This is a genomic window from Laceyella sediminis (assembly GCF_003003125.1).
GTDB classification, from domain to species: Bacteria; Bacillota; Bacilli; order Thermoactinomycetales; family Thermoactinomycetaceae; genus Laceyella; species Laceyella tengchongensis.
Map to the genome: position 1 here is coordinate 167,330 of NZ_PVTZ01000008.1, position 22,944 is coordinate 190,273.

Annotated in this window: 27 protein-coding genes; 2 read left to right on the forward strand and 25 right to left on the reverse strand. The window is 52.3% G+C overall.

Going from position 1 to position 22,944, the window contains the following annotated elements; genetic code table 11:
* Positions 1 to 12 precede the first annotated feature (12 nt).
* The 15 genes from CLV36_RS11025 to CLV36_RS11095 all read right to left on the reverse strand — a co-directional run bounded on the left by CLV36_RS11025 (position 13) and on the right by CLV36_RS11095 (position 11,346).
* A complete protein-coding gene (locus CLV36_RS11025) occupies positions 13 to 351 on the reverse strand; it encodes a tRNA-binding protein (protein ID WP_102992798.1) in 339 nt (112 codons plus the stop codon).
* A 174-nt stretch (positions 352 to 525) separates the two neighbouring features.
* Positions 526 to 1,323 (reverse strand): IucA/IucC family C-terminal-domain containing protein, encoded by a 798-nt coding sequence (locus CLV36_RS11030; RefSeq protein WP_102993862.1) that lies wholly within the window; start codon positions 1,321 to 1,323, stop codon positions 526 to 528.
* 281 nt (positions 1,324 to 1,604) lie between these two features.
* Positions 1,605 to 1,799: a hypothetical protein gene (locus CLV36_RS11035; protein WP_102992799.1), complete on the reverse strand. Its 195-nt coding sequence runs from the start codon at positions 1,797 to 1,799 to the stop codon at positions 1,605 to 1,607.
* A gap of 94 nt (positions 1,800 to 1,893) precedes the next feature.
* Entirely contained in the window at positions 1,894 to 2,583 is a 690-nt protein-coding gene (rnc, locus tag CLV36_RS11040; RefSeq protein WP_375163202.1) for a ribonuclease III, read from the reverse strand.
* A 15-nt stretch (positions 2,584 to 2,598) separates the two neighbouring features.
* Positions 2,599 to 3,843, reverse strand: a complete 1,245-nt coding sequence (fabF, locus tag CLV36_RS11045; RefSeq protein WP_106342723.1) for a beta-ketoacyl-ACP synthase II — start codon at positions 3,841 to 3,843, stop codon at positions 2,599 to 2,601.
* A gap of 104 nt (positions 3,844 to 3,947) precedes the next feature.
* Positions 3,948 to 4,181, reverse strand: a complete 234-nt coding sequence (locus CLV36_RS11050) for an acyl carrier protein (protein ID WP_022736372.1) — start codon at positions 4,179 to 4,181, stop codon at positions 3,948 to 3,950.
* A gap of 56 nt (positions 4,182 to 4,237) precedes the next feature.
* Entirely contained in the window at positions 4,238 to 4,981 is a 744-nt protein-coding gene (gene fabG, locus CLV36_RS11055) for a 3-oxoacyl-[acyl-carrier-protein] reductase (protein WP_106342706.1), read from the reverse strand.
* A 22-nt stretch (positions 4,982 to 5,003) separates the two neighbouring features.
* Entirely contained in the window at positions 5,004 to 5,951 is a 948-nt protein-coding gene (gene fabD / locus CLV36_RS11060; RefSeq protein WP_102992801.1) for an ACP S-malonyltransferase, read from the reverse strand.
* A 20-nt stretch (positions 5,952 to 5,971) separates the two neighbouring features.
* Entirely contained in the window at positions 5,972 to 7,015 is a 1,044-nt protein-coding gene (locus tag CLV36_RS11065) for a beta-ketoacyl-ACP synthase III (RefSeq protein ID WP_106342707.1), read from the reverse strand.
* Positions 6,966 to 7,955 (reverse strand): phosphate acyltransferase PlsX, encoded by a 990-nt coding sequence (gene plsX / locus CLV36_RS11070; protein WP_106342708.1) that lies wholly within the window; start codon positions 7,953 to 7,955, stop codon positions 6,966 to 6,968. Before plsX ends, CLV36_RS11065 begins: the two co-directional genes overlap by 50 nt.
* A gap of 12 nt (positions 7,956 to 7,967) precedes the next feature.
* A complete protein-coding gene (gene fapR / locus CLV36_RS11075) occupies positions 7,968 to 8,540 on the reverse strand; it encodes a transcription factor FapR (protein ID WP_022736377.1) in 573 nt (190 codons plus the stop codon).
* A gap of 128 nt (positions 8,541 to 8,668) precedes the next feature.
* Positions 8,669 to 8,851, reverse strand: a complete 183-nt coding sequence (gene rpmF, locus CLV36_RS11080) for a 50S ribosomal protein L32 (RefSeq protein ID WP_083465011.1) — start codon at positions 8,849 to 8,851, stop codon at positions 8,669 to 8,671.
* A gap of 56 nt (positions 8,852 to 8,907) precedes the next feature.
* Positions 8,908 to 9,426: a YceD family protein gene (locus CLV36_RS11085; RefSeq protein WP_022736378.1), complete on the reverse strand. Its 519-nt coding sequence runs from the start codon at positions 9,424 to 9,426 to the stop codon at positions 8,908 to 8,910.
* A 41-nt stretch (positions 9,427 to 9,467) separates the two neighbouring features.
* Positions 9,468 to 10,556: a SepM family pheromone-processing serine protease gene (locus CLV36_RS11090; RefSeq protein ID WP_102992803.1), complete on the reverse strand. Its 1,089-nt coding sequence runs from the start codon at positions 10,554 to 10,556 to the stop codon at positions 9,468 to 9,470.
* Positions 10,537 to 11,346 (reverse strand): patatin-like phospholipase family protein, encoded by an 810-nt coding sequence (locus CLV36_RS11095; protein ID WP_102992804.1) that lies wholly within the window; start codon positions 11,344 to 11,346, stop codon positions 10,537 to 10,539. The genes CLV36_RS11090 and CLV36_RS11095 overlap by 20 nt, the downstream gene beginning before the upstream one ends.
* Positions 11,347 to 11,440: 94 nt before the next feature.
* Here CLV36_RS11095 and ylbJ point away from each other — a divergent pair, with 94 nt between their 5' ends.
* Entirely contained in the window at positions 11,441 to 12,652 is a 1,212-nt protein-coding gene (gene ylbJ, locus CLV36_RS11100) for a sporulation integral membrane protein YlbJ (RefSeq protein WP_223247950.1), read from the forward strand.
* A gap of 97 nt (positions 12,653 to 12,749) precedes the next feature.
* Here ylbJ and coaD read toward each other — a convergent pair whose 3' ends face one another.
* The 10 genes from coaD to CLV36_RS11155 all read right to left on the reverse strand — a co-directional run bounded on the left by coaD (position 12,750) and on the right by CLV36_RS11155 (position 22,182).
* Positions 12,750 to 13,232, reverse strand: a complete 483-nt coding sequence (gene coaD / locus CLV36_RS11105) for a pantetheine-phosphate adenylyltransferase (protein ID WP_106342709.1) — start codon at positions 13,230 to 13,232, stop codon at positions 12,750 to 12,752.
* Positions 13,229 to 13,801, reverse strand: a complete 573-nt coding sequence (gene rsmD / locus CLV36_RS11110; RefSeq protein WP_102992806.1) for a 16S rRNA (guanine(966)-N(2))-methyltransferase RsmD — start codon at positions 13,799 to 13,801, stop codon at positions 13,229 to 13,231. Before rsmD ends, coaD begins: the two co-directional genes overlap by 4 nt.
* A 598-nt stretch (positions 13,802 to 14,399) precedes the next feature.
* The gene (locus CLV36_RS11120) at positions 14,400 to 14,882 is read right to left on the reverse strand and encodes a hypothetical protein (RefSeq protein ID WP_106342711.1); all 483 of its coding nucleotides are present in this window, start codon (positions 14,880 to 14,882) and stop codon (positions 14,400 to 14,402) included.
* Positions 14,883 to 14,987: 105 nt separating this feature from the next.
* Complete coding sequence (locus tag CLV36_RS11125; RefSeq protein WP_102992808.1) at positions 14,988 to 15,290, reverse strand: hypothetical protein; 303 nt, start codon at positions 15,288 to 15,290, stop codon at positions 14,988 to 14,990.
* Positions 15,291 to 15,404: 114 nt separating this feature from the next.
* On the reverse strand, positions 15,405 to 17,453 hold the full coding sequence (recG, locus tag CLV36_RS11130; RefSeq protein ID WP_181352999.1) for an ATP-dependent DNA helicase RecG: 2,049 nt from the start codon (positions 17,451 to 17,453) through the stop codon (positions 15,405 to 15,407).
* Positions 17,450 to 18,343, reverse strand: coding sequence for an L-serine ammonia-lyase, iron-sulfur-dependent, subunit alpha (gene sdaAA / locus CLV36_RS11135; RefSeq protein ID WP_102992810.1), 894 nt, complete (start codon positions 18,341 to 18,343; stop codon positions 17,450 to 17,452). The genes recG and sdaAA overlap by 4 nt, the downstream gene beginning before the upstream one ends.
* A 209-nt stretch (positions 18,344 to 18,552) precedes the next feature.
* Entirely contained in the window at positions 18,553 to 19,209 is a 657-nt protein-coding gene (gene sdaAB, locus CLV36_RS11140) for an L-serine ammonia-lyase, iron-sulfur-dependent subunit beta (protein ID WP_102992811.1), read from the reverse strand.
* Positions 19,210 to 19,235: 26 nt separating this feature from the next.
* A complete protein-coding gene (locus tag CLV36_RS11145; protein WP_106342713.1) occupies positions 19,236 to 20,105 on the reverse strand; it encodes a DegV family protein in 870 nt (289 codons plus the stop codon).
* 19 nt (positions 20,106 to 20,124) lie between these two features.
* Positions 20,125 to 21,777, reverse strand: a complete 1,653-nt coding sequence (locus CLV36_RS11150; protein WP_106342724.1) for a DAK2 domain-containing protein — start codon at positions 21,775 to 21,777, stop codon at positions 20,125 to 20,127.
* Positions 21,778 to 21,816: 39 nt separating this feature from the next.
* The gene (locus tag CLV36_RS11155; protein WP_102992814.1) at positions 21,817 to 22,182 is read right to left on the reverse strand and encodes an Asp23/Gls24 family envelope stress response protein; all 366 of its coding nucleotides are present in this window, start codon (positions 22,180 to 22,182) and stop codon (positions 21,817 to 21,819) included.
* Positions 22,183 to 22,627: 445 nt separating this feature from the next.
* Here CLV36_RS11155 and rpmB point away from each other — a divergent pair, with 445 nt between their 5' ends.
* Positions 22,628 to 22,816, forward strand: coding sequence for a 50S ribosomal protein L28 (rpmB, locus tag CLV36_RS11160; RefSeq protein WP_022736392.1), 189 nt, complete (start codon positions 22,628 to 22,630; stop codon positions 22,814 to 22,816).
* Positions 22,817 to 22,944 lie beyond the last annotated feature (128 nt).

A 22,944-nucleotide genomic window follows, 5' to 3' on the forward strand; every position in this document is an offset into this window, starting at 1 on the left:
GAATGTGCTTGCTCAGTACACCCGCGTGCCCAGTGGGGCTTCATGGTCTATTCCCAACAGGGTGACGCCACCAACCTTGGAATCGACCCCCAGCACCAACACTTCAGACATAAAATCAGCAATCTGTTTCGGTGGGAAATTGGTCACTGCCACCACCCGTTTGCCAACCAACTCATCTATGTGGTAAAGTTGCGTGATTTGCGCACTGCTGCGTTTGACCCCTAGCTCCTCACCGAAGTCAATCCATAGCTTGTACGCTGGCTTTCGCGCTTTCTCAAACACCTCTGCCCGGATGATTTGACCAATTCTGAGTTCCACTTTCAAAAAGTCGTCATAACTGATGCTCTTCATCAACTTCATCCCTTTCAGTTATCTCTGTTGCTTGCGGGAGCTCATCCGGCGCGGGTTTACACCCGGTCGCTATTGCTTGTGCAGGCCACGCCGGCATGAAATACTTCGCGCTCCCTCCCCGCTCATCCTGCATAAAAGGAGGGCAAACAAAAAAGCCGACTCTCGGGTGAGAAGTCAGCCTTCAAGCGGAGTATCACGACAAGGTTCGGTAATAGTGAAGCAATTTCGCGGGCAAGTCTTGCAGGTCTTGTCGCCCACTTGGTAGTAGAGGCAACAGGTTTTGCGCATCCGCACCGGTTCGGGCGCATGGGCAGGCCAACATTTGGGACTGTGAAAACGCGCCAACGGCTGTATTTTTTCTGCATACAGAGAAGCGGGTGTTTCATTGAGCAAATAATGATAATCAGTTTCAACTCGTTTCTGTTCTTCCCCTTCCAATCCCACCAATTTCGTTTCATACAACCAATATACGTACAGGGCAAAGTTTTCCCATAACATGGCGAGCGGAACACCGGTCGATTCATGGAGCTGATGCCATAGCGGCACCACATGCCGCCCGATAAGCTGGGTGACCAGCCGTTCGCGCCAAGCTTCGCGCTGGGAACCAGGCTTGGTGACCGTCCACCGTTTGAGTTGAGCTGCGAAAGGCGATTTTTCGCCCGGCTGTTCCAGGTCGATCACTACATTGCCAAGGGATAAGTCCAACCCTTTGTTCAGCACACTCATCGTAAAAAGAGCCGGCACGATCACCATAAACGTATATTTTTTGCTGAACTGGGACGCCACCGCTACCAACGGTGCACCACCGATCGTTTCAGCGAGCCTTGCTATCATATCACGGCACTTTTGCCCATCCAACAATTCCAACGCCGTAAAAGACAAAGGCGAGGCAGGCGTGAACGACGGAGCGACTTGAAACTGGTTTTCCAATAACACCCTTTCTCTATTTTCCAACCGTTCCAATGCCATCATGCCTTCCCTCTCCTTTCACCGATTCACCCATTCGATAATGATATTTATTCTCATTATACCGAATTTGCGCGGACATATCCACAGGTAGTGAAAAAAATTTCAATAGAAATGGAAAGAAGAGCGATTATACGACAAATTATTTATTAATTTAATAATATATTTCTGATAACATTCTTTCCAAGATTCAGAAAGGCAGGCTTGACGGCAAGGAAAAGATGGCACCATCGCAATGAAATAAGTGAACCAAATACAATAAAGCGAGAAGCCAACCCCCCCCCCCGCTATTCCGTCTCCCTTCGCTCTGCTTGCACCGAACGTTCCCGCAACAGACGGACGATGGTTTCATTCTGCTGTTCAATCCGTTTCAAACGCTTCCAGCTGTTGATGACCAAAATACCCGGCAATAAGAAAAAAAACACAAACGCTAGAAACGCTGCGATCTGGAAAAGCATCGTCCCCAATTGGAAGTCAACCATATTTCGCCCCCTTCTCTGAAGATATGCCCATCTCCCTATTCCCTCACAGACAATAAGAAAAACCACCGATTCCCAGCAGGCGGTGGTTTGCATATTATCTTGCTTTCCAAGTTTTAAGGGCGATCAGCGCCGCTTGTTGTTCTGCTTCTTTTTTGGAACGACCCGCGCCTTGTCCCAAGCATCGGTCTTCAAGATACACTTCAGCCACAAAGTGGCGATCATGCGCAGGGCCTTGCATATCCACAATCCGATATTCCAAGGCACCCAATCTCTCTTGTTGAACCAGCTCTTGCAACTGGCTTTTGGCGTCCAACATGTTGGCCAGCCATTCATCATTGATTTTCGGAAAGACCAATCTGGTCAAAAACCGCCGCACCTCATCCAAGCCCTGATCCAAAAACAAGGCTCCGATAAAAGCTTCAAACACATCGGCTAAGAGGGAAGGACGGGTGCGGCCTCCCGTCATCTCCTCTCCTTTTCCCAATCGCACAAAGCGCCCAAAATCAAGCTCTTTGGCAAAAGAAGCAAGGGATGCTTCACACACCACACGTGCCCGTGTGCGTGTCAATTCACCTTCGCTCATCTGCGGATAACGGTGAAACAAGTATTCCGACACTGCCAGTTCAAGCACCGCGTCTCCCAAGAACTCCAATCGCTCATTGTCTGGGAACTTCCCGCTGTTTTTCCGTTCATGGGCAAATGAAGTGTGGGTAAAAGCTTGTTGGAACAATTTTTTGTTTTTCAAGGTCAAGCCGATGGACCGTTCCAACTCAGATAAATCCATCATGTGTTCATCCCCTTACGCTTCCGCAAACTCTTTGATGCAGATGGTGGCATTGTGCCCGCCAAAACCGAGTGAGTTCGATATGGCGGCCCGGACGCGCGCCTTACGCGCTTCATTCGGCACATAGTCCAAATCGCATTCGGGATCCGGATTTTCCAAATTGATTGTCGGCGGAATGATTTGCTCTTTGAGCGTAAGCGCCAACACCGCCGCTTCAATCGCTCCCGCCGCACCCAGCAAGTGCCCCATCATGGATTTGGTTGAGCTAATCGCCAACTTATGCGCATGTTCACCGAAAGCGGCTTTGATCGCCATCGTCTCAAATTTGTCGTTGATATCGGTTGAAGTACCATGGGCGTTGATGTAATCGATGTCCTCCGGTTTCAGACCGGCGTCGGACAGCGCCATCTCCATGCTTCGTTTCGCGCCATCTCCGTGTGGGTCGGGGCTGGTGATGTGATAGGCGTCGGCCGTCATCCCGTATCCCACTACTTCAGCGATGATGTTGGCACCGCGTTTCTGCGCATGCTCCAGCGTTTCCAACACCAACACCGTCGCTCCTTCACCCATGACGAATCCGTCACGGTCACGGTCAAACGGACGGCTAGCCTTTTGCGGATCATCATTGCGGCTGGACAAGGCACCCATCGCCGAAAAACCGGCTATGGCCATTGGCAAAATGGTCGCTTCTGTGCCACCGGCCAACATCACATCAGCATCGCCGCGCTGCAACATTTTGAACGAGTCGCCAATGCAATGCGTGCCAGTCGCGCAAGCCGAGATCGCCGCGCTGTTGGGCCCTTTGGCGCCAGTGTGGATGGACACCATACCCGAAGACATGTTGGCAATCATCATTGGCACAAAAAATGGGCTAACCCGGCGCGGTCCCCGCTCCATCAACACGCGATGTTGGTTTTCCAAAGTCGACAGTCCGCCGATCCCGGAGCCTACATAAACCCCTACGCGGTTGGCGTCCACTTTGTCCATGTCCAATTCAGCGTGCTTCAGCGCTTCTTTGGCCGCTGCCACCGCAAATTGCACAAATCGATCCATGCGGCGTACTTCTTTTTTATCTATATAATTCAGCGGGTCAAAATCCTTGACCTCTGCGGCAATCTTCACTGCATAGTCCGTTGTGTCGAAATGGGTGATGTTCCCCACCCCGGACTTGCCTGCGATCAGATGATTCCAGAATGTGTTTACATCGTTACCAAGGGGAGAAATTATTCCAAGACCGGTGATCACAACCCTCTTATTCACCTGATCCACCGCCTTTCTCAACATAGCTGATACGCTTTTTAGTACGTTGTGTATAAAGTCCCGCAACAAGAGCGGGACTTTATACAGTAAGTATGAAGAAGCGATTAATTATGTTTGTTGATATATTCTACAATATCTCCAACCGTGGAGATTTTAGCAGCTTCATCATCGCCGATCTCCAATTCAAACTCATCTTCCAATTCCATGATGAGATCCACTACGTCGAGTGAGTCGGCACCCAAATCTTCTTTGATGGACGCTTCCAGCGTCACTTCTGCCTCATCCACATCCAGACGCTCAACGATGATTTTCTTTACACGTTCTAACGTATCTGCCATATCTTTCACCTCCCCTCAGTATTATACGAGACAACTTCCTCGCAAGCAATGTCATCTTAGTTCATTACCATGCCACCATCGACATGAATCGTTTGTCCGGTGATGTAACGCCCGGAGTCTGAAGCCAAAAACTTAACAGCCTCGGCAATGTCTTGCGGGGTACCATAATACCCGAGCGGTATCTCGGAGCGCATTTGCTCCTTCAGGGCTTCGTCCAACACAGACGTCATGTCCGTCTCAATGAATCCAGGCGCAATGGCATTCACGGTGATACCGCGGCTCGCCAATTCTTTGGCCGTGGTTTTGGTAAGGCCGATCAAGCCCGCTTTGGCCGCCACATAATTGGCTTGTCCCGGATTTCCCGCCACGCCGACGACGGAGCTGATGTTGATGATGCGTCCGCCTTTTTGCTTGAGCATGGGCCGGATCACTGCTTTGGTGCAGAGGAAGGCGCCCTTGAGATTGGTGGCAATCACTTGATCCCACTCGTCTTCCTTCATGCGCATCAGCAGATTGTCACGCGTAATGCCCGCATTGTTCACCAAGATATCGACGCGCCCAAAGGTGGACACCACCTCTTTCAGCGCCGCATCAACTTGCTCCTTGTCAGATACGTCCACTTTCAAGGCTAAGCCTTGCCGGCCCGTTTCCCGCACAGATTGAATCGTTTCTTCTGCAGCCGTATGATTCCCGGCGTAGAAAATGACGATATCGGCGCCGGCTTCTGCCAACGTGATGGCAATCGCGCGCCCAATCCCACGCGATCCGCCCGTTACCACTGCCGTCTTACCGTTTAACATACCCGGTTCCCCTCCTGTTCATCTAGCTGAGAGTTTGAAGCTGTTCAATCGCTTGCTCCAGCGTTTGTGTATCCTGGATGGAAATCGCCTTCACTTTGCGGTCAACCTTTCTCACCAGACCAGTGAGTACACTGCCGGCACCCACTTCCACAAAAGTGGTCACCCCTTGATTCAGCATGTATCTCACGCTATCCTCCCACAACACGGGCGAAGCGACTTGCTTAACCAACAATTCCACGATTTCCGCCGAACCCGAAACAGCTTCCGCCGTCACGTTGGCCACGACCGGCACGGAGGCGTCGCGTACAGTCACATGGCTCAGTGCCGCTTTAAGCCGCTCGGCCGCTGGCTGCATCAGGGAGGAGTGGAATGGACCGCTGACCGACAGGGGGATGACCCGTCTCGCTCCCGCTTCCGCCGCCTGTTCACCTGCTTCAGCTACTGCGGCGGCATGTCCGGAGATGACGATCTGACCCGGTGAATTATAATTGGCTGGCTCGACCACATGTCCAGCTTTGGATACGCTCCGGCAAACCTCATCCAACTTGTCGCGCTCTAGATTCATAATTGCGGACATAGCCCCGACGCCCGCCGGCACCGCTTCTTCCATATAGATCCCCCGCTTGCGCACGGTCGTCACCGCATCGCGGAAACTCATCGCCCCCGCCGCTACCAGCGCGGAATATTCTCCAAGGCTGTGTCCCGCCACGAAATCCGGTGTGAGTGGTAATTTTTCCCGCAACGCGATATACAGCGCGATACTGGTGGTCAAAATGGCAGGCTGCGTGTTGGCCGTCAAGCGCAACTCCTCTTCCGGACCGTGAAAGCAAAGCTCCGACAATGCGTAACCCAACGCGGCGTCCGCTTCTTCAAAAATCTGCTTCGCCGTCTCGCTGTTTTCGCAAATGTCCTGCCCCATTCCCACTTTTTGCGATCCTTGTCCCGGAAAGATCAAAGCGATTTTACCCATCATGTCTCCCCCCATTGCACTTAATCAAGCGCCCATTTGAGTATGGCGGCACCCCAGGTGAGTCCTCCGCCAAACCCGCACAAGGCCAGTGTGTCTCCTTTTTTGATCTTGCCTGATTTCACTGCTTCGTCCAAAGCCACCGGCACGGACGCCGAAGACATGTTGCCATAACGGTCCAAGTTGACAACCACCTTGTCCTCTGTCAGACCGAACCGCTTGACCGCCGATTCGATGATGCGGATGTTGGCTTGGTGTGGGATCAGGAAATCGATATCGTGTTTGCCGAGACCGGCTTTAGCGAGTGCTTCTTCTGTCGCATTGCCCAGCACACGGACGGCAAATTTGAACACCTCTCTGCCGTTCATGTAAATGAAATGCAAGCGTTCATCTAAGGTCTGTTGAGATGCCGGCTTGCGTGACCCGCCCGCTTCCAGCTTCAGCAAGTCCTGCCCTGAGCCATCCCCTCCCAGCTCGTAAGAGAGGAAACCGTATCCGTCTTCAACCGGGCCAAGCACAGCCGCCCCCGCGCCATCCCCGAACAGGACGCAGGTGTTACGGTCTGACCAATCCACGATGCGGGACAGGCATTCCACCCCAATCACCAACGCGTACTTATACATGCCAGTCTGGATAAATTGGGCTGCGGTAGACACCCCGTACAAAAAGCCAGTGCACGCTGCGGAAAGGTCGAACGTTGCCGCCTTGGACGCACCGAGTTTGTCTTGCACCAGACAGGCCGTCGCTGGAAAAGACATATCCGGCGTCACTGTCGCCACAATGATCAAATCCAGCTGGTCAGCCGTCAATCCCGCATGGGCCAAAGCCCGTTCAGCTGCTTTGACAGCCAAATCAGAAGATGCCTGGTCCGGGGCGGCGATACGCCGCTCACGAATCCCCGTTCTCGATACGATCCACTCATCATTGGTGTCGACCATCTTCTCCAAATCGGCATTGGTTAGCACTTTTTCCGGAACAAACGCACCTGTTCCAAGAATTCCAACTGCGCCCACGCCGTCACTCTCCTCTCCCACGCGAAAATTCCGCTTCCAGTTGAACCATGACATTGTTTTCAACAAATCGGCGCGCCTGCCGTATCGCATTGAAAAACGCGGTGGCGTCTGACGATCCGTGAGCTTTGATGATCGGACCGGCCAGTCCCAGCAACGGAGCGCCGCCATGCTCTTTGTAATCCATCTCTTTGGCGAAACGCTTTAATCCCGGCTTCAAGATGGCACCCGCCAGTTTGGTAAGCAGATTTTGTGTGAGTACCTGTTTCAGGCGATCAAAGACGGCTTTAGCAACTCCTTCCGTGTTCTTCAACAGGATGTTGCCGCTGTATCCGTCGCAGACCAACACTTCACACGGCCCATACAACACTTCACGCGCTTCAACATTTCCTAGAAAGCGAAGTGATTCATCTTCTTGGAACAAAGCGAACGCCGCCTTGTTCAATTCCGTCCCTTTGCCCTCTTCTGTCCCGATGTTGAGCAGGCCCACGCGCGGGGCTTCAAAGCCCAACACCCTTTCCGCATACACACTGCCCAATTTGGCGTATTGGTGCAAATGTTCGGCTCGTGCCTCGGGGTTAGCACCTACATCCAGCACCAAAATCCCTTTCCCTGACAAGGTCGGCAGAACCGGTGCTAGCGCAGGTCGATCGACCCCTGGCAAACGTCCCGTGTAAAACAGGCCCGCAGCCATCAGCGCACCCGTATTCCCGCCACTGATAAAAGCGTCGGCTTCTTTCTCTTTCACCATCCGGCATCCAACGACAATGGAGGAATCTTTTTTCCGGCGGACCGACCGTACGGGTTCGTCGTCTGGTTCTATGACTTCTGTTACTTTTTTAAAGACCACTCCCGGCAGCGGCTCCGGCAAGACGCTCTCATCGCATCCCACAAGAATGATGGTGGTGTCGGGCCACTCTCGCGCCGCCATTTTGACCCCTTCGATCACCGCTTGAGGGGCATGGTCTCCACCATGCGCGTCTATTGCAATCCGCATCGTTGCTCCTCCTCACATGGATACACGCCCGTCTTCCAAGCGGTACACATCAAAAATCCCTTGGAAGACAATCTCGCCATTCACTTTGGTTTTCACATCCACTTGCAAACTGTTGTTAATTTGCTTTCTGATAACCTTAGCGTGCGCAATACATTTCTCTCCCAATCGGACGGGGCGCACAAATCGGATTCCCGCCGATCCCGTCAAAGCCACCTCTGCATCGACGATGGCCACTGCAAGCGAGTTGGCCTGGGCGAAAAGGATGTGCCCCCGGGCGATCTGATTGCGGGCGAATACATGCTCCTTGTTTATCTCCAGAATGGACACACCACTTTGATCCAATTGTAAATCGACAATTTCTCCGATCACTTCTTCCTGCAACAGCGACTTTACAGGATCAAAATGGTTCTCCGCCATGTGCTTAATTCGTTCCCGCAATTCGGGAATCCCCAATTCAACGCGATCCAGACGAATCGTTTGGATGCTTACATTACACCGCTTGGCCATTTCTTCGTCTGTCAAAAATGGTTCTTCTTGAAAGGATTGAGCGATTATTCTTTGTCTCTCTTTTTTTGGGATGCGCATAGCGGAGCCCACCTCTCTTTAATACCACATTCTAATACCAGGTACTAAGTCAGTATATAAAAAAAACGCTTATTGGGCAATGGAAAAAATATAAAGAGCCGACTTCACCGTCGGCTCTTGGCTCGCTATTACTCGTTTACTACGCCTTCAACTTCAGAGCCTTTGTAGTGCCCACACTCTTTGCACACGCGATGGGATAGCTTCGGAGCTCCGCATTGCGGGCAATTTACCATACCTGGTACGGAAAGTTTGAAGTGGGTGCGACGTTTGCGCTTACGAGTTTTAGAAGTGCGTCTAAATGGTACTGCCATACTGTTTCACCCCCTATAAGAATGTAACATAAGACCGGGAAGTTTTCACACGTCTTTTATTTGTTTTGATCGAGCCAATCCTGCAAAGCTGCCAAACGCGGATCGATCTTCTCCACTTGGCAATTGCAGGAATCGGCATTTTTATTGACGCCACATTTTGGACAGAGTCCTTTGCAATCTTCCCGACACACCGGAATGTAAGGTAGTTGGAGCATAAGCGCTTCCCGAATGTACGGGGAAAGATCCAGCTCGTTCCCTTCGAAATAGTGGATCTCCTGCTCCTCTGTCTCCACGGCCCGATGCGCCTCATCCGTGAACAACTCCGTCCACTTGACATGAACCGGTGTTTCGAACTCTTGCAAGCAGCGCGAACAGGTGAAAGTCGCCTTGCTTTCCTCTTCGGCATCTGCTTCGATCAAGTGTGGATCGAGCCGCGTCACACGGGCCTCGACCTCTACGGGCGCTAACCGAATCAGCCCTGGGACTTCACCAGGCATCGTGTCCAGAGCAACCGTTTCACGTATCACGAGTTGCCCGTCTTTTGCTTGGTTCAACTTGTGCAGGGAAATCTGCATGATTCCACTCCTTGTGTAAAAACAGGGTTATTATAAGACACTTAAGCGACACCTGTCAATGTTTTTGACTTGAAAGATGCCTGTCCCCTCGGCGGCAACTTTTTCAGCGCCTGAACTGCTTCATCCAAATCGGACACGGGAATCACTTTCATCTTGATTCCCAAGCGCTTCACCGTTTGCTTAGCCGTTTTTTCATTTTGATCTTCGGGACGAATGTCTTTGGGGCAAAAAAACAAATCCATGCCTGCTTTATCCGCGGCCACCACTTTGTGCTGAATCCCCCCGATCTGTCCAACTTCCCCATCCGCCGTGATCGTCCCCGTTCCCGCGATCCGGTACCCTCGGGTTAAATCTTCCGGAACCAACCGGTTTAAGACCTCCAAAGCAAACATCAGGCCTGCGGAAGGGCCACCGATCTCCTGGGCGTCGATGTGGGTGGGCGGTGTTGTTTTCACTTCCACTTTTTCCACCGGCACGATTCCCAGCCCAGCACGCGGCTTGGACCCCGGTTCAACCCGCAAAGGAACTAAGGACGCGGTGATTCGCAGTTCTTTGCCATCGCGCAAAAGAGTCAATGCCACGCGTTCACCCGCTCGTTTGCGGCTGAGACGGGATATCAATTGCTGTATCGAAGCAACCGGCTCTCCGTCAATCCGCTTAATCACATCCCCTTCTTTGAGAGAGGAGGCTCCTTCTTTCAGCACCCGCTCCACTTCAACTCCCAGCACTTTTTGGGACACAGGCCGTTTGGCATGGCGAAAGGCAGCTACGATTGCCTGATTCTGTGATAAGCGCATATTGACGGTTTGTCTGCGCTGGTAATCCCGCTTATCCTCATCCTCGGCCAAAATGTGTTCCTCTGGAACCAGTTCAGTAGTACTTGTCCAGCGCGACAGCAATAGGTCGACAGGAGCCCCCTGCTTCATCGATATCGTGGTCAGCCGAAAACTCCCTTCCTCGTTGCCCTTTTCTTTGCCCACGGTCACCAAGGGCCCCACTTCCACCACCTTGCCAGGACCGATGGCAAAGTAAGGGATGGGGATCAAAAAAGCACCCCCGATCAGAAAACAGATGATTGAAAGGGCAATCACCCCCCAAATATTCCGTTGGTCAAACCGATTCAAGCTCATCTCGTGATTTCTCTCCTTGCCAATTCTCAATTAACGCCAGCAGTTGGGGCAGAACTTTTCGCGCTTCCATTTCTCCGCGCTTGACGCATTCATCCATCCGGTTGAACGCCGTCGGCGAAATGTCAGCCACATCGGGATGGATGAGGAAATCCGCCATCGGCCAACGCTGGCTGGTGATTTCTTTCTCCATGATAACTAAAGTTTGCGCAATCACATCAAAAATATTTTTGATCTTGGCCTTGTTTACCCTGGGGATGACATCAACGGCAATCACAAAATCAGCCCCCATTTCCCGCACCACCGATACCGGAATGCGATCGATGACGCCCCCGTCAACCAATATCTGATCACCGAGCCGCACCGGTTCAAATATGCCGGGAATGGCAATGCTAGCCCGCACCGCGACATCAATCGGCCCCTCTTTGAATACGACAGGCTCCCCTTTGACTAGATCGGTGGCCACGATCCTCGCGGGAATCGGCAGTTCTTCGATCCGTTTGCGGTGGGCCAATAGGCGGATCAGTTCTTGCACTTTCTCCCCCATGACCAAACCCATTTTGGGCACCGTCAGGTCCAACCAATGCTTCACCCGTAGACCGGAAACCAACTTTTCGCACAAATCTAAATCCAATCGATTGGCTAGCATGACTGAAACCACGCTTCCCATGCTGCTCCCAGCCACATATTGGACATCGATTCCCGCTTCCTTCAATACCTTCACCACACCCAGATGCGCCATTCCGCGCGCACCGCCTGAACTCAACGCCAGGCCGATTTTGGGGCGTGCCATGAACCACCCTCCATTCTTAGAATAAACGGTCTAAATCACGCACGTTTTACGTAGACATGTTAATGTCTGAGTTGTCCACGAGGAGAGAATAAATATGATGCAACCCCTTCTCCGAAGTCAATTAAAAACGGTCACGTTTGCGTTCATCGCGTTCTTTATCGCGGTTGTGCTACTGATGTATCCGGAGCAAGCCTTCCGCTCATCCATTCGGGGATTGTCAATCTGGTGGGATGTCGTGTTCCCGGCGTTGCTCCCTTTTTTTATCACGGCAGAGATGATGATGGGCTTCGGAGTCGTCCATTTTATGGGTGTCTTATTGGAACCCTTGATGCGGCCGTTGTTCCGCGTGCCAGGTGCAGGCGGTTTTGTGATGGCGGTGGGATTGATTTCAGGCAATCCGATGGGCGCCAAACTTACCTCCCGCTTACGGGAACAGGGATTGATCTCACGGGAAGAAGGTGAGCGCCTTGTTTCCTTCACCAGTACCGCCGGACCGCTGTTTATCTTTGGGGCCGTGGCCGTCGGTTTTTTTGAGAGTACCTCAGTCGGCATTATCCTCGCGCTCGCCCATTACTTAGGAGCGTTTGCCGTCGGCTTCCTCATGCGATTTCATGAGCCGAAAGCGCCACCTTCCAAACCGCCGGTCAAAAAAACGGGCTTCATCCTGTTGCGAGCCTTGCGGGCGATGCATCGCGCCCGCCTACAAGATAGCAGAACACTCGGACAATTAATCGGTCAAGCCGTAACTTCGGCCGTGCAAACCCTCCTATTGATCGGTGGCTTTATCATGATGTTCTCGGTGCTCACTCACTTAGTCAATTATGTGGGCATAACCACACTCTTCAACAGGGGCATCGCCCACGTTTTGGAGTTTTTTTCCTTTCCGGCCAGCCTGTCGGAAGCGATTACCGCCGGCATATTTGAAATCACATTGGGATCGCAACTAGCTAGCGCCGCTTCGCCAGCTATCCCGCTGATGTTCAAATTGACTATCGTCAGCCTAGTCATCGGCTTCAACGGGCTTTCCATCCACGCGCAAGTGGCGAGCATGATCAGCCGGACGGATATCCGCTACGCCCCGTACTTTGTAGCCCGCTTGTTGCATGCGCTCATCTCCAGCGCTTTGACTGTTCTTTTGTATCCGTTGTTGCAAAAACATTTACACCATATGCCCGCGGCTGTGTCCGTGTTTCATCCGCTACAGACGCCGTTGTGGACGGGATTGGAATGGACTTCCATCACTATCTTGGTTTTGAGTTGTATCTTTATTTTATGCGAACGCATGCGCCATCGTTCCGTCTCTTGAAAATGAGGGGAGCTCTCATGCTGTGGCGGCTGAGAGCTCTTGTTTCTTTTTCGGGCGGGCCATATACACTTGCTCAACCTGCTTGGAGTGTAGGAAATTACTCGCGGTCAAATTTTTTGGCCAATGCCATCGCCACATGACTCGGTACCAACTCTTTGACATCGGCGCCGTGTTTGGCCACTTCTTTCACCATGCCGGAACTGATAAACGAATGTTGATTGCTTGTCATCAAAAAGAAGGTTTCCGCTTCCGGGCGCAATTGGCGGTTGGTCGATGCGAGTTGCAATTCATATTCGAAATCAGAAATCGCCCTGAGGCCGCGCAGAATGACGTTAGCTTGCCGTTTGTGCAAGTAATCGACGAGCAATCCGTCAAAACTGTCCACTTCCACCATCGGCAAATGAGCCGTCGCTTGACTGATCAACGCTTTGCGTTCTTCTACACTAAACAGGGGCTTTTTGGACGAGTTGACCAAAACAGCAACGATAATCTTGTCAAACACCTTGGCCCCTCGCTCAATGATATCCAAATGGCCATATGTAATCGGATCGAAACTTCCTGGATAGACGGCTACTTTCATGTGTTTTCCCCTTCTTTCTCTTCCGGAGTATACAACGTCATCGCCACGTCGCCATAGGACAAGCTACGAAAAGAAGTCAGTCGCCCAACCTTTTCAGGCATGGAGGCTTGGCTTGGGTGCTCCGCCACCACCACCCCCTCCTCCGCCACCAAACCTAGCTCGGCGATCTCCGTCAAAGCGGGAATGAGCAATTGTTTGTGGTAAGGCGGATCGAGAAAAATGATGTCAAATTGAATGCCTCGTTCGTTCAAGGTTTTTAATGCCGCCCTAGCGTCTCGGCGCATGATTTCCACTTGCTCCGACAACTTCGCCAACGCTGCGTTCGCTCTGACCGTCTCGCAACTTGTCCTAGATTGGTCCACAAAAAAAGCGCGCTCCATTCCCCGGCTAAGCGCTTCCAAACCCAATGAACCCGTCCCAGCAAACAAATCGAGGGCGTATCCGCCGTCAAAAAACGGACCGATCACCGAAAACAGCGATTCCTTCACACGGTCAGCCGTCGGTCGAACATGTTGGCCAGGCACCATTTTCAGCCGCGTTCCTTTGCGGTTGCCAGCAATAATTCGCATGGATCGTCACCTTGCTCCTCTTAGTTCAATTGAACATAACACGTTTAATCCTACCATAAAGAAGATCTAAAATAAAATGATTGCAGGATGTATAAAAAAGGGTAAACCGGCAATCCTAATTGATGACAGCGTCGTGATGATGTTGTCAAACCGCGGAGAAGACTTACGTTTCCCCATAAGCTCTTCCTCCGGTTTCTCCTCTCCCATTAAGTATCTGACACCGATGTTGTGGAAGATACATCGGGCTCGCGGAATATCCGCGAGCCTATTTTTTATAGAAATTTGTCGACTGAAAGCCCACGGTTTGAATCGTGGGATGAAAAGCGGCGTTGCTCGACATCCCCTTTTTTGGGATGGTAAGAGCAACCAATTTGTGGTATAATCGAACATATGAGCGGTGCTCATCCCACTGGGTAAAACCATGAGAGTGAGGCAAAAGGAGCTAGCGTACTGGTAACAGGTATGCCGCCCGTGTGGGTACATTTCTAACTGCATGGGACGGGGTGATGGCACACCCCTAAACTTGGGCATTGTTCAAAAGGAAACGGACTGCGAACGCTAATGACCCAAGAATCCACGGCTTTAGCCGTGTGGAGTGTCAAGCTTTGGCTTTCCCTCTTCTCGCTTTCGTTTTTTTGGACCGATGTGACAATCGGATTTGAGACAGTTCATCAAAACCGGGCGGACATTCTTCCACGTCGCTTTGCGTATCCCAGTCATCCAAGGCCAGTTCAGAAAAATCGGGCCATTCCACTTCTTCCAGCCGTGACGTCGGCTCAGATGATTCAGCGTAAGGCGAAAACTTCTTCTTTTTTTCGTCCCCTTTGCGCTTTTTATCCACTTCCATCGGCGCGGGCATTTCATGGTGAGGCTCCCATCCGCCACCGAAAATCCAGTCCTCTTCCCAGCCGTCAGCCATATACTCGGAGAAGTCCTGGTTCGACGATGGCTTCGGTTCCCCCATCGCTCCAGCCTCTTCCCACGGAAATTCATCGATAAAGCCGAAAACGGGTTTTTCTAGATTTTGGGTTCTGAGGACCCGCTTGTTCATCACGTTTTTTTTCGGGTGTTTTTTCTTCATTCCTTTCCTCTCCCTTAGGTGGTCAAATCAATCCCTATACCATATGAAACCAAGGCAACCACCGTATGGATGGACACCCATACCCGCCGCCTAAATCGCAGTCGATCAGATTCGCACCATATTCGCTTCAAACGGGGTGATCACCCCCTCCATCACCAACATTTGCAAGGTGCGCCTAGACAGCTCTCTGTATCGCGGCGAACGTTGGATCATTTGCACTTCATGCGGTGTGAGAAAGCGGTACGGCAACTGGTTAGCAAATGCCAGCAGTCCCATCAGCCCTTGCGTTCGCCGAATCATCTTCGCTTGGCGAACCAATTCTTTTAGCTGCTCGGTAGTCACCGCTTCCCTGCCAACCGTTTGGTTGATCTCCTGCACCAACTCACGGTAAAACGCTGTTTTACTCACACTGTTCACCCCCGTTGTGTCAACGCTTCATCTTATGCATACGCTTCCGGGCATGACTGTGCGCCGCAAATCCAGCCCCGAAAACACCAAAAAGCCCGTCTCAATTAGACGGGCTTAATCAAGCTTGATCGTTTCCAATTGATTTTCACGCAAATATTCCACGAGGGGACGCCACTCGGGACGGGTGGTAAAGTCCGGTTGATCCACCAGCCAAGCCGCATCCGCGCGCGCCACTTCCAACACCCGAACATCTTCATTCAAATCGGCTAACTTGAAATCGGGGAGGCCACTCTGTTTCACACCCAAGAAATCACCCGGCCCGCGCAATGCCAAGTCTCGGCGGGAAATTTCAAATCCATCCGTCGTTTCGGTCATGATGCGCATCCGTTCCACGCCCATTTCCGACTTGGGGTCGGCCACCAGCACACAGGTGGAAGCGCCCCCACCGCGCCCAACCCGGCCACGCAATTGGTGCAATTGCGCCAAGCCGAAGCGGTCGGCGTCATAAATCACCATCACCGTCGCATTGGGCACGTTAACCCCCACTTCGACCACTGTGGTTGACACTAGCACTTGCACCTCATTTTCCGCATAACACCGCATCACTTCTTCTTTTTCCGCCGGGGCCATCCGTCCGTGCAACAAGCCGACCCGGATCGGAGCCAACTGAGTAGCCAGCTGTTCAAACACTTCCTGAGCGTTTTCCAAATCTAGCTTCTCTGACTCTTCAATCAGCGGACAAATCACATAAGCTTGGCGCCCGCTTTTGCACTCCTTGGCGATGAAATTAACAATACGGGGCCACAGGTCTTTTTTAACCCAATACGTGTCAATCGGCTGACGGCCAGCTGGCATTTCGTCAATCGTCGACACATCCATCTCCCCGAACACGGTGATCGCCAATGTGCGCGGAATCGGTGTTGCTGTCATATGCAACACATCCGGCGCGCCTCCTTTTTGCCGCAAGGTGGCTCGTTGTTTGACACCAAAACGGTGCTGTTCATCCATGATGACCAAACCCAAATCACGATAAACCACCGCTTCTTGGATCAAGGCATGAGTGCCAACGACAACATTCGCCAAGCCCATCTGAATCTGCCCCAGCGCTTCCCGCCGCTCCTTGGCCGTCATGCTTCCCGTCAACGGGACGACATTCACCCCGAACGGAGCTAACAACTTGCTGATGGAGCTGGCGTGCTGATCAGCCAGGATTTCCGTCGGCACCATTAGCGCCCCTTGGTGTCCACTCAAATAGTTGGCGTACAAGGCGATTGCGGCCACCACCGTTTTGCCCGACCCCACATCTCCCTGCAACAAGCGGTTCATCTGGTGCGGCGCCTTCATGTCGGACAAAATTTCTTCAACTACGCGCCGTTGCGCCCCAGTCAGCGGAAAGGCCAGCTTAGCAATGAATGCCTCCACCTCGTCGGCAGAAAACTGATGGGCGATCCCTTCCGTTTCCGTGCGGGTTATTTTTTTCAACCACATGAGCTTCAGTTCATACAACAGCAATTCCTCATACACCATGCGGCGTCGCGCTTGCATGCCTTCCTTTTTGCCTTTGGGAAAATGGAGGTAGTACATAGCCTGGGCGCGCGGAATTAGTTTATACCGCTCGCGCAATTCCTGCGGCAAGACTTCTTCTATCTCCCGCCCATACTGCGTAAACGCTTCATAAATCAATTTGCGCAACCAATGCATTTTGATCGAACTGGTGACAGAATAAACTGGCTCCAACCGGCCCAGATGCTTCTCTTGTTCCGCTTGACTCACAAATGTGCGGTCGGCGGTGATCGAAAGGCGGTGCCGATCCCATTTGCCGGAGACGACCAATGTTTGGCCCACCCGGATCTTGTCTTTCAAATAAGCTTGGTTAAACCAAATAACGTTCACCATCACACCGTCGACATCTAGTTTGACGGTCATGCGCGACTTTTTCTTGTTGAACCAGCGGACGCTTGGCTGTCCGAAAACCTGCCCCCGCACCGTCACTCGGTCATCGTGCGCAGCTTGCGACAATTCGCTTAAGCGGTAATCTTCATAGCGATAAGGGTAATGCGCCAACAAATCGGCAATGGTGTGAATCCCTAGCTCGGCCAAATCTTGTTTCCGTTGCTCTCCCACTCCGGGAAGGACATCCACCGGAATTTGGCTCAAATTCATGATTTCTGGTCGATCGTCCCAAAAATTTGCCGTTCCAGCACCCGGCCTGTGGGAGTGGCCGCCAAACCGCCCAAAGCTGTTTCGCGCAGGGCCACGGGCATCGATTGGCCGATTTTGTACATGGCATCGATCACTTCATCTGTAGGGATCACACTTTTGACGCCCGCCATCGCCATATCCGCCGCCACCATCGCAATGGCAGCGCCCATCGCGTTTCGTTTGACGCAGGGCGCCTCCACCAGGCCGGCCACCGGATCACACACCAAGCCGAGCATGTTTTTCAATGCGATGGCTACCGCTTCCGCAGACATCGAAGGCGTTCCCCCGGCCATCTCCACCACCGCCGCCGCTGCCATCGCCGTAGCAGAGCCGACTTCAGCTTGGCATCCGCCAGCAGCTCCAGAGATACAGGCGTTATTGGCAATACAAAAGCCAATCGCTCCCGCGGTGAACAATCCGCGGATCATCGTTTCCCTATCGGAACCCAGTTTTTCCGCCGCAGTAGCAATCGTGCCCGGCAGAATACCGCATGCTCCCGCTGTAGGGGTGGCGACAATCGTGCCCATGGCCGCATTCACTTCCGAAACGGCGGTGGCTCGTGAAACCGCATCCAATACTGTCCCGCCTGAAAGCAAGACCGGTGCGGTGCGCTTGTACTCCTGTATTTTTTTGGCATCTCCGCCCGTCAAACCGCTATGCGAGCGAATGTCTTCGGTCAATCCCCGTTTAATCGCTTCAAGCATCACATCGAGGTTGCGCCCCATCTCTTCAAAGATGTCTGCCTCCGGCCGATTAAACACCGTTGCTTCGTGGGCAAGCATCACATCTGATATTTTCAGGTGTTCTGATTCCGCCAGCTCTACCAATTCTGCCACGGTTCGAAACTTCATCGTTCCAATCCCCTTCTCTGTCACATAATTTTCCGGATCTATTGCCACACCCGTTCCCAACGCAAGCGGGGCTTAACCCCTTTTCCATTCAAACCGGAAAAATCCCTTTTTATCTCCATGATAAACCATGCGAGAGCGGCGCAGGGTTGCCAATATCATCCGTCAAAGAAAACCGCCGGTCGACAAGGAACGGCGGTTACTCTGGCGGATTATAAAATCGTCACGGCATGGATACCGGGTAAGCTCCTGATTGCCGCTTGCACTTCTTCCTCCACTTTCTGATCTGTCTCGATAGACATCAGCGCTTGGGAGCCTTTTTCTTTCCGCGACACTTGCATAAATCCGATGTTGATTTGATGTTTGGCCAACACGGTGGCCACACTGGCTACCGCGCCGTACTGGTCTTGGTGCAAAACGAGCAACACGGGATCATTGCCTGACAACTTCAAGTCAAAACCGTTCAATTCGATGATCTCCATCTTGCCACCGCCGATCGAGACACCCACTACTTCCACGTCGCCCTCTTCATCCTCCAAACGGATCCGCGCCGTGTTGGGATGATCCGTCAACTCTTCAGATTCCCGAAAAATGATCTCCATTCCTTCTTCCCGGGCGATGTCAAGCGAATGCACCATTCGTTTGTCAAAAGTATCAAAATCTAACAGTCCACCCGCCAGTGCAACGTCGGTTCCATGCCCGCGGTAAGTTTTCGCAAACGATCCGTACAGCGTAATGATGGCACGCTTGGGCTGGCGTCCGAAGATCGTCCTAGCCGCACGTCCGATTCTTGCCGCCCCGGCTGTGTGAGAACTTGAAGGACCAATCATAATGGGACCTATAATATCAAAAACAGTTCGGTACTTCATTTTTCCACCTCAATCACGACAGCAAGTTAACTTTCCTCCACGGGAACCAGCAAACAACCGATGGTACCTGGTCCCGCATGGGTTCCAACAGCCGGTCCGAGATCGACCACGACCACTTCTTTGACATCGAACGACTCTTTGACTTTTTCCAGCCAGATGTCAGCTTGTTCCTTTTCATCGGCATGCAGGATCGCCGCAGAAACCGGTCCGGATGGCCCCTTCTCTTTCAATAACTCAAACGCTTTGGCTTGCGCCTTGTTCTTCCCTCGCGCCTTGTCGATCGCGTAAATCTCGCCTTCGTCATTAATTGAGATGATCGGCTTGATGTTTAAGAGCGAACCGACCAGCGCAGACGCCTTCCCAATCCGGCCACCTTTTTGCAGATATTCCAAGGTGTCGACCAATGCCACCAGTATTTGCTCCTCGCGCAAGCGCTGAACCAATTCTTGCAATTCGGCCAAAGACCGACCCTGTTTCGCCGCCCGGGCCGCCATCACCACGAGCACGCCCAGCGCGTACGTCACTGCCCGGCTGTCAATCACCTCGATGCGGACATCGGGGTATTCCTCTTCAATCATCGACTTAGCCAACAACGCCGTTTGGTAAGTGCCGCTCATCTTGGACGAAATATGGATCGACAAAATCTCCTTCGCTCCGGCTTCAATCGCTTCCCGATACGCCTCGGTGATCTCAACCGGAGACGGTTGCGAAGTCATTGGCAGATCAGGCGTGCTTTTCATCTTTTGATAAAACTGAGCGGGGGTGATCGTCACCCGATCCAAATACGATTCTCCCGCCACTTGAACTTTGACCGGAATGACCGTGACATCCAGCTCCTCGATCAGATGTTGCGGAATGTCGGCAGTGCTGTCACAAAAGACTTTCACATTTCCCATGCTGAGACCTCCCACAAGCTTATTCTACGGCGAAGAGATAGTAGTAGACCGGTTGCCCGCCTTCATGGACTTCCACTTCCACATCAGGATGTCTCTCCGCGATCGCTTTTTGAAGGGCTTCGGCTTGGTCAGCGGTCACATCTTGACCGTAGATGATCGTCACCACATCCGCCCCTCCACCGATCATCCGCGTCACCAATTCCACCGCCGTCTCGGTCACTTCTTGACCGACCAGCTCGATCTTGCCTTCGCGGATTCCAAGGTAGTCACCTTTTTTGATCTCATGCCCATCGAGCTTGGAATCGCGGATGGCGTAAGTAAGCTCACCCGATTGTACTGCTTGGTACGCTTCCCGCATACGCTCTTCATTGGCAGCCGGTTCAGCATCGGAATCAAAGGCCAATAGAGCGGACAATCCTTGCGGTATGGTGCGCGTCGGCAGCACGGTCACTGGCGTGTCAACCACTTCGCCTGCTTGCTCTGCCGTCAAAATGATGTTCTTGTTGTTGGGCAGGATGATGACATGCTCCGCATTGATGCGGCGGATCGCCTTGACGATCTCCTCTGTCGAAGGGTTCATCGTCTGACCCCCTTCAATCACCACATCTACTTGTAGCGAACGGAAGATGTCAGCAATCCCCGGGCCTGCCGCCACGGCCACAATGCCGTACTTTTTGTCCGGCGCAGCTTTTGGCGCAGGTTTAGCCGCTGGTGCTTCACCGGCCGCTGCTGCGTGTTGCTCACGCATGTTGTCGATTTTGATTCGCGTCAAATCCCCATATGCCATGGCGCAGTTGAGGGCATCACCCGGAAACTCCGCATGGATATGTACTTTTACCAATTCTTCGTCAGATACAACCAAGAGCGAGTCGCCAAACTGGCCGATTTCGTTGCGAAACGCCTCTTCATCGAACGGCTTGGTTTCGCGGCGGTCGGTTTTCAGGTTAATGATAAATTCCGTGCAGTAGCCGTGCTCGATTTCCGATGGGTCGATCTTAGCTTGGAAATTTTCATGCGCCATCGAAGCCAGAGAATCCAGATCGGGCAACGCGGAAACTTCGGTAGCTTCAGCCGTTGCTTGTCCGGAAAGGGCGGCAAACATCCCTTCATAAATAAAGACCAACCCCTGACCGCCGGCGTCGACAACCCCCGTCGTCTTCAGCACGGGCAACATGTCCGGCGTCCGCGCCAGTGTCCGCTTGGCTTCATTTAACACCGTTTCCATGATCACCAACGGATCTTCGGTGCCCCAGGACCGCTTCATCCCCGCATCGGCAGCCTCGCGCGCCACAGTCAAGATGGTCCCTTCAACTGGTTTGATCACGGCTTTGTAAGCCGTCTCCACCCCACGCTGAAACGCGTCGGCCAGTTGGCGGGCGTTGATCCGTTCCTTATCGACAACCGCTTTGGAGAAGCCGCGGAACAACTGGGACAAAATCACGCCCGAGTTGCCACGCGCACCCATCAAGAGTCCCCGAGAAAGCGCTTCCGCCAGCTTACCCACGGTCTCAGCCGTGGCGGATTTCTCCATTTCCTGCACACCGGAAGTAATGGTCAGGTTCATGTTGGTCCCCGTATCCCCGTCCGGCACAGGGAAAACGTTCAGGGCATTCACCGTTTCCACATTATTATTTAAGCTACGCGCACCGGCGCGCATCATCTGTAAAAACATTGTTGCGTCAATAAATTGCTGTCCCAACAGTGTTCCTCCTTATTCCTCATTCACCAGCCGCACACCCTGTACAAAGATGTTGACTTGATTCACCTTGAGCCCAATCATTTGGTCAAGGGTGTATCTCACTTTTGATTGAACGTTGTGAGCCACTTCCGAAATCTTGGTGCCATAGCCGACAATAATATGCATGTCGATCACGATTTCACCGTGTTCCGAACGCACTTCAATCCCTTTGCTCAAGTTTTCCCGTCTCAGGAGTTCAGTGATTCCGTCCTTCAGTTGACTACGTGAAGCCATGCCAACAAGACCGTAGCAATCCATCGCAGCAATGCCCGCTACCGTCGCAATCACTTCATTGGCCACTTCGATTTGTCCATATTGCGTGGAAACTTCTAAGCTCATACATATTCCTCCCGAAGTGAGGTTTCTTTGCTAACTAGAACAATTGTACAATACTGCCAAGATGATTTAAAGGATAACAACACATTCATGATACTGAACTCTTCTGCACCTTGCAAGTAAAGAAGAGGTATGCTACAATGTGCTGGTGTTTAGTCCTTATCGAACGGATGAAGGAAGTAGGCTGGACAAAGCGGTGAACTTAACTGCCAGTCCGGCGCCTTTCCGATGACAATGAAATCCGTGGCACCGCTGGGCCGGCGGAGTGCGCTTGGGTCGCCCTTCCATCGAAGCGGTCACTCAAGAATCCCCAGTCTTCCATCATGGGGAATGGCCATCAGCATGACGCAGGAACATGGACGATCCTGCCATTTTCGTTGGGGCTTCCCACCGGATCATATCCATCCCCGGAAGCCTTTCGCACGAAAGACAGAGGAGGTGCAGAAGAATGGCTCGCGTATGTTATATTACTGGCAAAAAAGGACGTACCGGAAATAAAGTTAGCCACTCCAACCGCAAAACCAAAAAGAAATGGGGAGCAAACGTACAAAAAGTGCGTATCCTCGTTGATGGCAAACCAAAACGCGTATATGTGAGCACCCGTGCTCTCAAATCCGGCTTGGTCACCCGCGTGTAATCTGCCAAAAGAAAAAGCACCTCACTGGGTGCTTGAGGCTGCTGACAAACTGCCTTGAAAGGCAGGGTCAGCAGCCTTTTTTGTCGAATCAATAAAAAACACTCTATAAGGAGTTTTTTCTATGTTTA

Coding starts and splice junctions, on each gene's coding strand:
- rsmD (WP_102992806.1), bottom strand. CDS start 13,801: ATGCGAATTATTGCTGGCAACCGCAAAGGAACGCGGCTGAAAATGGTG.
- CLV36_RS11155 (WP_102992814.1), bottom strand. CDS start 22,182: ATGAGCTTAGAAGTTTCCACGCAATATGGACAAATCGAAGTGGCCAAT.
- CLV36_RS11120 (WP_106342711.1), bottom strand. CDS start 14,882: ATGAAGAAAAAACACCCGAAAAAAAACGTGATGAACAAGCGGGTCCTC.
- plsX (WP_106342708.1), bottom strand. CDS start 7,955: ATGCGGATTGCAATAGACGCGCATGGTGGAGACCATGCCCCTCAAGCG.
- CLV36_RS11090 (WP_102992803.1), bottom strand. CDS start 10,556: ATGAGCTTGAATCGGTTTGACCAACGGAATATTTGGGGGGTGATTGCC.
- CLV36_RS11145 (WP_106342713.1), bottom strand. CDS start 20,105: ATGGGAAATGTGAAAGTCTTTTGTGACAGCACTGCCGACATTCCGCAA.
- fapR (WP_022736377.1), bottom strand. CDS start 8,540: ATGCGCATCCCAAAAAAAGAGAGACAAAGAATAATCGCTCAATCCTTT.
- recG (WP_181352999.1), bottom strand. CDS start 17,453: ATGAATTTGAGCCAAATTCCGGTGGATGTCCTTCCCGGAGTGGGAGAG.
- CLV36_RS11025 (WP_102992798.1), bottom strand. CDS start 351: ATGAAGAGCATCAGTTATGACGACTTTTTGAAAGTGGAACTCAGAATT.
- sdaAA (WP_102992810.1), bottom strand. CDS start 18,343: ATGAAGTTTCGAACCGTGGCAGAATTGGTAGAGCTGGCGGAATCAGAA.
- CLV36_RS11065 (WP_106342707.1), bottom strand. CDS start 7,015: ATGTCATGGTTCAACTGGAAGCGGAATTTTCGCGTGGGAGAGGAGAGT.
- CLV36_RS11095 (WP_102992804.1), bottom strand. CDS start 11,346: ATGGCACGCCCCAAAATCGGCCTGGCGTTGAGTTCAGGCGGTGCGCGC.
- CLV36_RS11030 (WP_102993862.1), bottom strand. CDS start 1,323: ATGATGGCATTGGAACGGTTGGAAAATAGAGAAAGGGTGTTATTGGAA.
- rpmB (WP_022736392.1), top strand. CDS start 22,628: ATGGCTCGCGTATGTTATATTACTGGCAAAAAAGGACGTACCGGAAAT.
- sdaAB (WP_102992811.1), bottom strand. CDS start 19,209: ATGAAGTACCGAACTGTTTTTGATATTATAGGTCCCATTATGATTGGT.
- rnc (WP_375163202.1), bottom strand. CDS start 2,583: ATGGATTTATCTGAGTTGGAACGGTCCATCGGCTTGACCTTGAAAAAC.
- CLV36_RS11150 (WP_106342724.1), bottom strand. CDS start 21,777: ATGTTTTTACAGATGATGCGCGCCGGTGCGCGTAGCTTAAATAATAAT.
- coaD (WP_106342709.1), bottom strand. CDS start 13,232: ATGAAAGTAGCCGTCTATCCAGGAAGTTTCGATCCGATTACATATGGC.
- fabG (WP_106342706.1), bottom strand. CDS start 4,981: ATGTTAAACGGTAAGACGGCAGTGGTAACGGGCGGATCGCGTGGGATT.
- rpmF (WP_083465011.1), bottom strand. CDS start 8,851: ATGGCAGTACCATTTAGACGCACTTCTAAAACTCGTAAGCGCAAACGT.
- ylbJ (WP_223247950.1), top strand. CDS start 11,441: ATGATGCAACCCCTTCTCCGAAGTCAATTAAAAACGGTCACGTTTGCG.
- fabD (WP_102992801.1), bottom strand. CDS start 5,951: ATGGGTAAAATCGCTTTGATCTTTCCGGGACAAGGATCGCAAAAAGTG.
- CLV36_RS11035 (WP_102992799.1), bottom strand. CDS start 1,799: ATGGTTGACTTCCAATTGGGGACGATGCTTTTCCAGATCGCAGCGTTT.
- CLV36_RS11085 (WP_022736378.1), bottom strand. CDS start 9,426: ATGCAGATTTCCCTGCACAAGTTGAACCAAGCAAAAGACGGGCAACTC.
- CLV36_RS11050 (WP_022736372.1), bottom strand. CDS start 4,181: ATGGCAGATACGTTAGAACGTGTAAAGAAAATCATCGTTGAGCGTCTG.